Annotated in this window: 7 protein-coding genes; 5 read left to right on the forward strand and 2 right to left on the reverse strand. The window is 39.3% G+C overall.

Going from position 1 to position 12,950, the window contains the following annotated elements; all coding sequences use genetic code 11:
• Positions 1 to 337 precede the first annotated feature (337 nt).
• A complete protein-coding gene (locus IMPJCBKJ_RS14140) occupies positions 338 to 2,611 on the forward strand; it encodes a response regulator (RefSeq protein WP_346774165.1) in 2,274 nt (757 codons plus the stop codon).
• On the opposite strand, the gene IMPJCBKJ_RS14145 is transcribed toward IMPJCBKJ_RS14140, so the two are convergent.
• A complete protein-coding gene (locus IMPJCBKJ_RS14145; protein WP_166340752.1) occupies positions 2,583 to 7,034 on the reverse strand; it encodes an EAL domain-containing protein in 4,452 nt (1,483 codons plus the stop codon). The genes IMPJCBKJ_RS14140 and IMPJCBKJ_RS14145 overlap by 29 nt on opposite strands.
• Positions 7,035 to 7,286: 252 nt before the next feature.
• On the opposite strand from IMPJCBKJ_RS14145, the gene IMPJCBKJ_RS14150 reads away from it, so the two are divergent.
• From IMPJCBKJ_RS14150 to IMPJCBKJ_RS14160, 3 genes are all read left to right on the forward strand, one after another.
• Positions 7,287 to 7,841 (forward strand): isochorismatase family protein, encoded by a 555-nt coding sequence (locus tag IMPJCBKJ_RS14150; protein WP_054554587.1) that lies wholly within the window; start codon positions 7,287 to 7,289, stop codon positions 7,839 to 7,841.
• A gap of 76 nt (positions 7,842 to 7,917) precedes the next feature.
• The gene (locus IMPJCBKJ_RS14155) at positions 7,918 to 9,384 is read left to right on the forward strand and encodes a methyl-accepting chemotaxis protein (protein ID WP_166340753.1); all 1,467 of its coding nucleotides are present in this window, start codon (positions 7,918 to 7,920) and stop codon (positions 9,382 to 9,384) included.
• A gap of 13 nt (positions 9,385 to 9,397) precedes the next feature.
• On the forward strand, positions 9,398 to 9,883 hold the full coding sequence (locus IMPJCBKJ_RS14160; protein WP_166340754.1) for a DUF6436 domain-containing protein: 486 nt from the start codon (positions 9,398 to 9,400) through the stop codon (positions 9,881 to 9,883).
• Between the two features lie 52 nt (positions 9,884 to 9,935).
• On the opposite strand, the gene IMPJCBKJ_RS14165 is transcribed toward IMPJCBKJ_RS14160, so the two are convergent.
• Complete coding sequence (locus IMPJCBKJ_RS14165) at positions 9,936 to 12,209, reverse strand: CHRD domain-containing protein (protein ID WP_166340755.1); 2,274 nt, start codon at positions 12,207 to 12,209, stop codon at positions 9,936 to 9,938.
• Between the two features lie 299 nt (positions 12,210 to 12,508).
• Between IMPJCBKJ_RS14165 and IMPJCBKJ_RS14170 the strand changes: the two genes are divergently transcribed.
• Positions 12,509 to 12,925 carry a hypothetical protein gene (locus IMPJCBKJ_RS14170; RefSeq protein ID WP_166340756.1) on the forward strand — a complete coding sequence of 139 codons (417 nt, stop codon included), beginning with the start codon at positions 12,509 to 12,511 and terminating at the stop codon, positions 12,923 to 12,925.
• Positions 12,926 to 12,950: the final 25 nt, after the last annotated feature.

Consider the following 12,950-nt stretch of genomic DNA (forward strand, 5'->3'; position numbering starts at 1 on the left):
TATCATTAGTACTGGCTTCATATTCTATCGCTGGGGCCATGCTTGGCCATCCATTGTTTTTGCCTTAGAGCTTATATTTTTACAATTATATTGCCTGTCTAAGGCGCGTCCTGTCTTTTTAAGAGGGATGCTTTTTTGGTTTGTTATAGGTTCACCCATTCTTTGGGTATTTGGGCACTATTTTTTAGCATTACCCACACTCACTCTGTTGATAGCATTGGCTAAGTACTGTTTAAATGCAGTTATTTACTTGTCTGTAATAGATTTATTAAGCTTTTTCTTTAGTCGATACTCTTGGCACAAATATTATTCCTCATTGGATAAAATACTTAATTACGTGGTTAGCTTGTTAGTCATTTTAGTGGTAATACTCACTTCAATTGTTTTGACTAATAATCACTATGCTCGCATAGAGTATGAGGTTAACGCACAACTTAATGAAAAAGCGAATGAAATAGCGCGAGTTATCGATTCGCATTTAGAGCACCATAAAAAAGGAGTGGTTCTAACCGCAAAAAGTATTGCTTATGGGCTACCCAAACAGGTTGCACTTGAGAATATGGCTAATCTGTACCCAGATTTTAGAACTCAAATCATCACTGATGCTTTTGCAGATGTTACTCATTTTTACCCCCAATCATTAGCTGTAAGTTTGCAGCAGTCAAACATTCGCGCAAATGTTGCAGATCGTGATTACTTTATTCATGCACCGTCCAATAAGCAGGGTTATATCTCGACTATTTTTAAAGGGCGTGGTTTTGGTTCTCTGCCCATTGTTGCGGTTTCAGCGCCTATTTATATTGAGGATACGTTTACTGGCGTGGTCGAAGGCTCGCTGATGTTTGATTACTTTGCTAGTTTACGTCCAAGTTTATTTAGTCATCAAGGTGATTTACTAATACTCGATGCGGCTAATAAAGTTGTGTTTAGCACCATCGATGATTTTAAAGAGATGCAACAACTAAGCAATGAAGAGATTGATTCATTTGCGAATGAAGAGCGTTTTATCATATTTGATGCACACAATGAGCAGCAATATTATGCTAAGCAAGCGCGCTTAGCTGACCATAATTGGATGGTTATGACCATGCTAAACCGAAAACACGCGAATGATGTCGCTGTAAATGCATGGGGACAGTCATTGGTTATGATCATTTTTATTATTTTACTGACAAGCGTTTTCATCACTCAACTAAGTCGTTGGCTGACAACACCGATACGCAAACTTGCTGAACAAATTGATAAATTTGAGCCAGAAAATGCTGATACTGACACGTATTTACCGCAAACTTGGTTAGAAGTGAGCCGCTTGCAATCACAATTTTCGAGCCTTGCGAATAAGCTCGCACTGAGCTTCAATCGTCTACATCAAGCGAACCACGAAAATGAATTACTAAACGTAAGACTGAAAGACTTTAATGCACAACTAGAAAAACAGGTTGATGATAAAACCAATGAGTTGGTTGAAGCTGTACGGGCTGCAAATAATGCTAACCGCACTAAATCTCAGTTTTTGGCTAATATGAGTCACGAAATTCGAACTCCGCTAAATGGTATTTTAGGGATGACTCAGCTGTTACTAGATAATAAAGATTTAGCAGAAGAAGAACACGAAGAGTTAGTGATGATCCATCAAAGTGCGAATAACTTACTGCTGATTTTAAATGATATTTTAGATTTCTCCAAAATAGAGGCGGGTGCTTTAAAATTAGAGTATCGTGCAGTTGAAATAACTAAGTTACTTGAACAAATTGCCAAGGTGTTTAGTAGTACAAGCGTAAAAAAAGGGGTGACGTTTAAGCTTAACATTAGTGACTCTGTACCAAGTTGTATCAGTTTAGACCCTTTAAGGTTTAGCCAAGTTATAAATAATATTTTGAGTAATGCTGGCAAGTTCACAGAGTCGGGCGACATTACCATGAGCTGTACTATGGTTAATGACCGAATGCAGATCAGCATTCGTGATACAGGCATCGGGATTTCAAGTGAGCAGCAGGCAAAACTGTTTACCGAGTTTACTCAAGCCGACATTTCTACCACACGTAAATATGGCGGAACGGGACTTGGGCTAACCATTAGTAAGCGAATTATTGAGTTAATGGCAGGGGAGCTTAAGCTAACAAGTCAAGAAGGCGTTGGTAGTGAGTTCACCATCACGATGCCTGTAATTATTAGTAATTCAGCCTCAGTGGATAACCAAAACACTGCGACGCCCCAATTAGCAGGTTTGAATATCTTACTAGTTGAAGATAACCCAGTTAATCAAATTGTATTGAAAAAGATGCTGCATTCCACTGAGTGTAATCTCAAACAAGCAAATGACGGCCTTGAAGCACTTGAGATACTGCAGAGTTATCAAGCTGATATTATCCTTATGGACTGCCAAATGCCAAATATGGATGGCTATCAATGTACAAAAGAAATAAAACAGAACCCGCACTTGTATGGTCAGGCTATAATCATTGCCATCACTGCGAATGCATTTGAAGAGGATCAGCAGCGTTGCCTTGTTGCTGGCATGGATGATTTTATCTCAAAGCCAATTAATAAAGACCAATTATATGCGTGTTTAAACAAATGGCTTAAAGCTCTTTTAAACGAGCAACAATAGATTGCAAGTTTTGTTCTGCAAGTAGGTCTTCAGAAAGCATAGGTTTTGCAAAGTAGTAACCTTGAAAGTCATCACAGCCCATGTGTTGTAAAAATTTAATTTGCTCAGTAGTTTCAACGCCTTCGGCAATACAATAAAGGCCTAAATTAGCGGATAACGCATGGATTGTTTTGATAATTGATTCGTTACTTCGATCATGCCCAATATTGCGCACAAAACTTTGGTCTATTTTAATGACGTCAATTGGAAACTGACTGAGGTAAGTCAGTGAAGAATATCCGGTACCAAAGTCATCAAGTAATAGTTTAAAACCCGCATTTTTTAACTTTCGTAGCTGCTTTGAGGCTTTATCTTTGTCTTCTAGTAATGTGTTTTCAGTAATCTCTAAGCGCAATTGCGCAGGCTTAATGCGAAAATTATTCAGGATCAACAAGAGTCTTTCGGTTAAGTTCGCCTTTAATATGTGCGTTGGCGATACATTTAAAGAAAGGTAAAACCGAGGGTTTGATCTTAAAATTGGCTGCAATTCTGTTAAAGCTCGATTTAAAGCCTGTTCTGTAAGTACATCGATTAAACCAATTTCTTCTGCAATAGGGATAAACTCAGCAGGTGAAATAAAACCTTGTTCTGTCTTCCAGCGCATTAATAATTCAACACCATTAATTTGCTTCGTTTTAGCATTAACAATTGGCTGATAATTATTAAAAAGCTCATCATCTTTAAAGGCATCTTTTAACGCATTTTCGAGTAATAACTTTTTAGTGAGCTGGTTATTCATCTGCTCGGTAAAGTATTTGAAATTGTTTCGCCCAGATTGTTTGGCATGCATCATGGCAATATCAGAATTGCGTATTAACTCATCAGCTGTTTTAGCATCAAAAGGATAGAGTGCAACCCCAATACTGGCTGAAATATTGATAGAAAAATCGTCAATAATGACTTTATTTGCTAATTCTTGTGTAAGTTGCTTAACTAATTCGCTCAACGTTTGAGGCGAATGAAGATCTTTGACTAACACTAAAAACTCATCGCCACTTTGTCTACCAACCGTTGCATTATTAGGTAAAAGTAAACTTACACGTTGCGTAATATTGCACAGCAATTGGTCACCAACAGCATGGCCAAAAGAGTCATTCACTGGCTTAAATTTATCTAAATCAATAAATAACAAGGCTGCTAACTTGTTATGCTTTTTAGAATGATTTATACAATTATTGATTTTTGAATGCATTAATGAACGATTTGGTAAGCCCGTTAATGGGTCGTAATTCGCTAAATAACGTAACTCATCTTCAGCACGCTTTTGTTCTGTAAGATCTGAAATAACAATCACATAATGACTAATCGCTTGATTATCTTTCGCAACTGCAGTAACACTGATATGAACAGGGTGGGATGGATTTTTTTGAGTGTGTATATAAGCTTCTGTTTTCCAGTTTTGTTTTGGTTTTAATGTTTTTAACACATTGATGTATCTTAAGAACTGAGCCCTACCTATTGTGCGAACAAAGTCCTTAATTGTTAGATCAGTTATATTGCCTGTAATATCAAACGTATCACTGAAGCTTGTATTTGCTGAAAATGGTTTTAACTGGCTGTCTAAAATTAAAAGCCAGTCATTTATCTGGCTGAAAGCTTCACCGAGCACACTTGCTTGTAGTGCATTTGCTCTTTGTTCGGTAATGTTGGTATAGATACCTGTTACTTTTATTGGCTTATTTGCTTCATCAACTTCGACGACACGGCCAATGTCCTGATACCATAACCACTTACCATTTTGATGATTTAAACGGTAGGTGATATTCCATTGTTCTTGATTTGATTGTTTTGCAAAGGCATTCCAATGGTTTAAGTAGGCACTACGGTCCGCTGGATGAATAAAATCAAGGAACTCAATGAGGGCTAAACTCTCGTTACTCTTGTGGTAACCCAGCTCTGTCACAAAGCGATTATTTAAAAGCGTTTGCTGGCTTAAATTGGCTTCCCATACCCCACTTTTGTTACTGCTCAGTGCTAATTCAGTTTGTTGTTGCGATTTAACAACATCAGCATGCGCTTTATTCAGTACTTGTTGACGTGCTCTGTATTGCCAAAAAAAGAAAAAGAGTATGGCAAAAATGAGCAGCACATAACCTGTTATCGCAACTGGTGAAGACCAAGGTGCATAGGCAATATTAAACTGTAATTGTCTTGTTGCTGAACTGACTTTGGAGCTCTCGGAGTTAGAAGCAACAGACAAGATATATTGTCCGGGAGGTAGCTTGGTAAAAAATACTTTGTTAGTGGTTAATTTGTCGTAATTTAATGACGTTGGTCCCTCTAAAGTTACTTTATAAGTTGTTTTATCCTTATTGATAGTATCAAAGTTAGAAAAGCTAACCTCAAGACCGATGTCTTCAGCAGTCATTTGAAGAGGGTTATTGATATATTTGTATGGATGATAGTTCAGCTCGCGAGAGAGCAAAGAAACATGAGTAATTTCAGTATTTATCGCATCTAATTCTGTTGGTGAAGTTAAAAAGTCTTCAGGTGCGATTAACAATAAGCCCCTTGTCGAACCAAAGCCAATTTGGCCATTGTCTAGCGTTGCATCGGCATCAACATTAAACTCATTAGCTGAAAGGCCATCACGGATAAAATACGAATTGACACTTCTTGAACTTAAATCAATTCTATACAGGCCATTTTGCGAACTAGCCCATAAAAAACCAAAGCGGTCGATTTGTAAGCCATACACTGATTTTGCATTGAGACCAGATTGAGTGCCTAAGCGATGTTTAACAGCGTAGGAGTGAGAGTCAACAGCAATTAACCCTTCGTTAGATGAAGCCAGCCAAAGTGTATCATTGTGGTCAATAACCCAATCATCAATCACAGAAAATGTGAGTGGATTGAAGTTTTCGACTTGATAAACAAGTGTCAATTTTTCAGTTTGCTCATTATAACGATACAAATGGCCAGACATACTTAACAAATAGTCGTTAGGGTGACTCGAGAGCGGCTTTAAAAAAGAGTGCGCATTGATAATATCGACTTGTTCTTTTAGTCCCTTAATAGTTCGTAATTCACCTGTTTTACCATTGTAGCGATAAAAGTTTTCTTGAGTAATAAATGCAAATTGATCTGAACCTAAAGTATGAAAGCCCCAACTTGGCTCATTTTCTAATATATTAATCACTTCTTTACTGCCTTTTAAAGGCACTAAATCACCGCTGATCTTATCAAAGAGCGCTAAGCCTCTGTACTTCATAAGCCACAGAAAGCGTTCAGATGGTTCTATTTCTGCCTGTGCAATGCCATATACAGCATGTTCTCCATGAAAGGCTTTTATATCGTCATTAACTAGGTAAGGGCTGATGGAGTTTGTTAATTGGTTATACTTCAGCATGCCATTTTCGGTGCCGAACCAAATAATGTTTTCGCTGTCTTGCAATACCGCCCAAACACTATTGTTGACATTACCAGAAGTAGACGTTGATTCGATATGCTTAAAACGCCTTGCTAAGGTGGACCATGTAAAAACTCCCTGCGAACGAGATGCAAGCCATAGCAATCCTGTTTTATCAATCATCACGTCGACAATTGTATTGTCGGTCATTAAAAATTTACTTTGCTCATAGCTCAAAATAAATTCGGCGGATAGAGTTTCCCTATTAAATTCGAATAAGCCTTTTTCAGTGACAATATACTCACCAAATTTACTAGATGCGAAATCCCAAATATTTAATTCAGGAACCAATAGTTTGGTTTTATCTACTGCGAGAAGTTTATCTGCATTAAATGGAATGTTGTACATTCCTTCGACTGTACCAACTAACAGACCTAATTGAGGATCCAGATGCAAAAATTTTGCGTTTTTATTATCGTTATTTAATTTATTTTCATCAGCAAGCTCAATACGAGAAACATGATCATCCACTAAGTTTTTTGAAAAAAGTCCTGCGGTTGTTCCAATGTATAAAAAATTATCATGCAGAGCTAAAGCACGAATAAAGTCATCTTGCTTATCGATTGAAAACTCATGCAAAAACTTTTTGGTTTGCTTATGGTAAGAATAAAGGTGCTGATTGATTGCGAAAAAGAAATGACTGTCATCTTCTTCGAGTGCAAGAATAGGGGAAAAATAAACATCTTCAGGGGTTAGTTTTCCTGAATAGACTTTTTCGACACTGAGTGTTTTTGGGTTTATGAAGTAAGCACCTGAAAACTCAGTACTCACAAAAATCTTGCCATCACTGGTTTTAGTCATAAAAGTGATCTGTCGTTGATCAAGCATATATTCGCCAGCAAAAGCGGCTACTTGATAGCCGTCATATCTATTTAAGCCTTGATAAGTGCCAACCCAAATAAAGCCTAAATCATCTTGCACGATTTTAGTAACACTACCTTGGGTTAACCCTTCATCTGTAGAGATCCGCTGCATTTGCAAAGCATAGTTTTGTGCATTCACTGAAAAGGTGAGCGTGAAGAACAGCAAATTGAATATCAAAAGAAAAAGTTTAGGCACCGACTGATTAACCCTAAATTATTATTTGCATATAATTTTTAACAAAATATAGCACAATTATGAATGTTATTGAGTCAGCTGAAAAGATAAATTAGTAAATGTTTAATTAAGGTACAACATAGTGTTAGCTGTGCTATAAATAGCCCATAGGCAACCTAAGGGAAAGTTATGCGTCATTCATTTATAAGTCAAAAGAATCATGCCTTGTTATTAATTATTGACCTTCAAGCAGGGCTTGAGCCTGTCATAAGCGACTTTGGCCAAGCTGTTAATTACACCGAAAAGTTGATAAATGCAGCTAAAGCTTTAGACATTCCGTATTTATTTACTGAACAAAACCCAACCAAGTTAGGTAAAAGTAGTGAACAGCTTTTACCCTTCATAAATGGTAATAATTGCTATCACAAAATACATTTTAGCGCATGCCAAGAAGCGCAATTTAACCAACAATTAGCTGGCTTCAATCGTAAGCAAATAGTGGTGACGGGTACAGAGTCGCATGTGTGTGTACTGCAAACCTGTTTAGACTTAATTGCTAATGGCTATCAGGTGTTTGTGGTTGAAGATGCCATTGCATCACGCAACGAAAAACACAAAGAGTTAGCAATTAAGCAGCTATTGGCAGCAGGTGCTATTATTACCTGTACAGAAAGTGTGATATTTCAATGGCTAGAAAAAGCAGGGACCGATCAATTTAGAGCATTATTGCAATTAATAAAGTGAACCACGATGCGGTTCGAACCGTATTGGCTCGATTAATTGTATTTTTGTAAAGTATTTAATCATTAAGGCTTTATCTATGACGAGTGTGCGCCGCCTTTTTACTTATTTGTTCCTTTTATTGTTTGTTGAGTCTTTGGTTTTAGGCTTTATCTATTCGACCTTGATAACGGGTGTAGTAACTGGTTTATTATTGCTGTCTTTACCACTTTGGATGCTCCATCAATACCCAACGAGCAAATTAACAGCCCACGTTGTTGCTGCCGGTTGCATGATGTTTTCGTTTTTACACATCCAACAAAGCTACGGCCTCATTGAAGTACATTTTGAAATTTTCATTTTAATGGCCGTATTGATCATGTTTGTTGAATGGCGCGTGTTTATAACTGCACTTGCTTTTGTGGCCGTTCACCATTTGAGCTTTTATTTTTTACAGATCAACGAAGTTGGCTTATATGTTTTTGACCCAGACCGATTGTACTTTAGCACCGTACTTATCCATGCTGTGTATGCCATTGTTGAAGCAATTGTAGCGGGTTACATTGCTAAAACCCTTCACCGCGAACGCAGTTCTGGCTTATCGTTAAGTACAACGACTGAGCAAATAATGGCTGACGAAAACAGCATTAATATAAGTTTAAGAGCAGACGACTCCCACAGTGAAGCCGTGGCGGGCTTTAACCGCTTACTGGGTTTTGTATCAAGTGTGATCGGTGATGTTCAAAGCCAAAGTAGTGTTTTAAAAAATCAGTCTAAACAATTGCTTGAAGTACACGACGAGTTACATGAGCAAGCACTTCATCGTGAGCAGTTATCTGCAGATATCGCGCAGTCAGGCGAGCGAGTCGCCGAAGGCTTTGCCCAAGTTGAACAAGAAAGTAATGAACTACAAACACAATTTGAGCAGCTCCATTTAAGTGCTACAGAGGCACTCAATGAAGTGGCGAATACCGACAGCAAAACAGCTGAGCTTGCTAATAATCTTCAAGAGGCTGACCAAAATATTAGCCAGCTGGTTAGTGCATGTTCGCATATCTCAGAATTACTCAATGAAATTTCGTCAATTGCTGAGCAAACAAACTTACTTGCACTAAACGCTGCAATTGAAGCCGCCCGTGCTGGAGAACAAGGCCGTGGCTTTGCGGTGGTGGCTGATGAAGTGAGAAACTTGGCAACGCGCAGTAAACACACGACAGATAAAATAACCAATACGCTTGAAAGTTTGATGCAAAATAGCGCCTCATCAACTAAGTCGATGCAGGGTAGTGTTGCGCTTATAGAGCAGTTGTCGGCCATTAGTTCGCAGATGAAACTGCAAATTACCGAGATGACAGAGCAGGTGAATGTTGCTGCAAGCAGCTCACAATCGGTTGCACATGTAGTGCAAAATCAAGCGGGTAATACGCGTGCTATTGCCGATAATTCACAAGCCTTAATTGCTAACCAAGCCAACGATAATCTGATGATTGAAAAACTCACCGATCGCGTACAGTTAATTGATGTAAGTATCGATGTACTGGAGCAAGGTATTGCTAAATTCAAATAGCAAATGGCTGATAATGGCAACTCTAGTCTGGGTTGCCTCTGTAGCATTAGCCTTGGTATTTGCTTATGCTCAACAAGCAAGCACCTTTGATCCAGATAAAAAGCTGGCCACAGCTAACTGGCTGACTACATTTCAACAAAGTATGGGACTTGGCATCACCCATACAGATACCTTGTACATTATTGATGAAAATACCTGTGTATGCTCAGAGCGTTCACAACCGCACATAATAAGCCTTAGCAGCTATGCAGCAGAGCAAGGTATTGAAGTAATAAAACTTAAACCAACATCTGCGGTTGCTGCAATATTACCCGCTCAACCTGCGGCAGTACTTGTTTCTGAAAATCAACAGCTTGTGTATGCAGGGCCATTATCAAAAGGACTCGCGTGTTCAAGTCAGAATGGCTTTGTTGAGTTAGTAATTGCAAACTTACGAGCGGGTTTTAATAGCCAGTTTATTAATTCAGACGCCGAGGGATGTTATTGTGAAATTAATTGAGCTTGAAAGGTAAGTAAAAGAGGCCAAGTATGTTGGCCTCTGTATTTAATATTTATTGAATTTGGCCTCGTATCTCACCGCTTGGGTTTGCAGGGGTATGAATGTTTACATAATGACCGCCTGAAGCTAAAACTGAAAAGATATCGGCGTCTATCATCAAGCCAGTGCTACTCATCCAGCGATTCATATCATCACTGTCTTGTACAAGTGGAGCTAACACTGGGCCATTTTCACCTGCTACACCGGTATGAATATGGGCAGCAGTTGCATCGCTTACACCTGATGTAAGCACTTGCAACTCAACACTGTAATCATTGGTATTCACTAGCGCATAACCATCGCCAGACGCATCCGTTGTGACCGCAGGTACTTCTTGTTCACCACTTAGCGGAAAGGTGACAAACACGTAGTTGTCGGTAAGGATTTGACCGCGAAGTTCGCCACTTGGGTTAGCAGGAGTATGCACATTAACGTAATGACCACCTGATGCAAGTACTGCAAAAATATCTGCGTTAATCATGGTGTTTTCAGGTGTTTGCCATAAGTTCATGTTATCGCTTGATTGCTCTAACGCAGCAAGAACGTCGCCATTGGTGCCTATACGACCTGTATGAATGTGAGCAGCAGTGGCGTCACTCACACCTTCGGTTAACGCTCTTAATTCTAAATGGTAGTTATCCATGTTAACTAAGGCATAACCACTACCTGATGCCATCGTATCAACGGCTGGAACTTCTTGCATACCACTGAGTGGGAAAGTAACGAGTTGATAGTTATCTGTTAGGATCTGACCTCTAATTTCGCCACCCGTGTTAGCAGGTGTATGTACGTTAACGTAATGACCACCTGACGCAAGTACCTCAAATATCTCTGCGTTGATCATGGTATTTGCTGGCGTCATCCACATGCCTGCATCAGTTGTTGACTGCTCAAGCGCTACTAGAACGTCGCCATTGGTGCCAATTCGGCCAGTATGAATGTGTGCACCTGTCGCATCATCAACACCCATTGTGTTTACTAATAGCTCTAAGCCATAGTTATCCATGTTAATTAATGCATAACCTTCACCACTTGCATCAGATTCGACAGCAGGAACTTCTTGCTCTCCGCTTAGTTTAAAGCTCGTAAAACCATAGTTACTGGTTAGGATTTGCCCACGAAGCTCGCCGCCAGCATTAGTAGGTGTATGAACATTGACATAGTGACCGCCAGAAGCCAGCACTGCAAAAATATCCGCGTTGATTTGTGTGTTGCTTGGTGTCATCCAGACGTTACTGTCGTCCATTGATTGTTCAAGAGCCACTAATACATCGCCATTAGTCCCGATACGACCTGTATGAATATGCGCAGCACTTGCATCGTCTAAGCCTGATGTTACAACAGTAAGCTCTACGCTGTAGTCTGTTGTATCAACAAGGGCATAACCATCACCATCAGCCATGGTGCTGACCATAGGCACTTCTTGATTACCACTTAAGTCAAAGGTCGCAACTGCATAGTTGTCTGTTAAGATTTGGCCGCGAATTTCGCCACCGGCAAATTCAGGCGTATGAACATTAACATAGTGACCGCCGTCTAAAAGTACTGCCAGAGTGTCGCTGTCGATCATGGTATTTTCTGGTACAACCCAGTCAGTCATGACTTCGTCGTCTTGCTCTAAAGTTACGAATACGTCACCATTTGAGCCTAATTTACCCGTGTGGATATGAGCTGCTGTAGCGTCATCAACACCCATAGTCACCGCGCGAAGCCGTAATTCTGTCGTGGCGCTATCATAAGATGCATAGCCATAACCCATTGCGTCACTGTCGTTCATAGGCACTTGCTGATCGCCATTTAAAACAAACGTCATGATACTCGTTGTATCTGGCACAATTTGCGCACGAAGCTCGCCGTTTGCGTACTGTTCAGTATGAAGGTTTATATACCAATCGCCATCCATTAAATCAGAAATTAGACTTTCATCAAGGTCGGTAATTGCGACTTCATACATACCATCGGTAGTGGCTTCAAATGCAAAAGCAACATCACCATTAGCGCCCAAATCGCCGTCGTGTATATGTGCTGCGCTAAAACCTTCGACTGAGTTTGCATCAAGTGTTGCACGAAATTGCATTAAACTTTCGTCAAGCTCTACCGTTGCAGTCGCTGTTTGCATTGAGTCATTCATTGGTACTTCTTGTTTGCCACTTAAAGTTACAGAATAGGTTTTACTTGGAGTGAATTCTTGAACTGGGGGTGGGGTAACAACTTCGGTATTATCGTCATCATCATCGCTACACGCGGTGAGAAAAAGTAAGCTGCTAGCCAGGAGTATGTATTTCATCGTTCTTCCTTATATCTTTGTATGTTCGGACGTTACGACGTGTCCACTTCAATAAGGCGTACGGACGGTGTTTAAAAAAAGATCAAAAAAGGTTGTTTAAAAGTTAAAAAGTAGTTCTTTAGTATTGGTTTATTTGAAATGAGGATTCAAAAGTTAAAGTTTAATAACGCTAACTTTAGAGGATTTGACATATTTAGCCGTATAATGGCTTTTGGGTTCCAAATGGGTACGGATCGTGCATCTAGTTTGATTTTAAAAAGTTTATAGCTAAACGCCAAAAAATTAACGATAGGAAAACTATGCAGCTAACTTCGTACACATCTTCATTCCTAAAAGAGCGATTATTAGATCAGCAAAATAAAAATGAGCTAAACCCAGCAAGTGAAAGAGCAAGAAGCCTTCAAGGCTCTAAACAACAAGAAGCGGGCGTTGATTCTGATCCACAAGCAGAAGCTCAATCAAAGACATCACAAACACAACAAGAGCTAGTAGTAAAAATAAAGGAGTTACAAAATAAGATTAATAGTTTAAAAAGCAATAAAGACCTAGCTCCAGAACAACGAGAAAGTGAGTTACTAGAGCTTAATAAACAACTTGATGAAGAAATAAATGCAGTCCAGCTTGCCGTAAAAAGTAATGTTTCTACGATGATAAACTCTTTGTTTGCTCCTACGTCTAGTAATCACTCTGGTATGCTGTTTAACAATAAAGCGTAAGTTTAAGGCAAAGCGCTTGTTCGCA

It is taken from the genome of Pseudoalteromonas sp. MB47 (assembly GCF_011319765.1).
Lineage (GTDB): Bacteria > Pseudomonadota > Gammaproteobacteria > Enterobacterales > Alteromonadaceae > Pseudoalteromonas > Pseudoalteromonas simplex.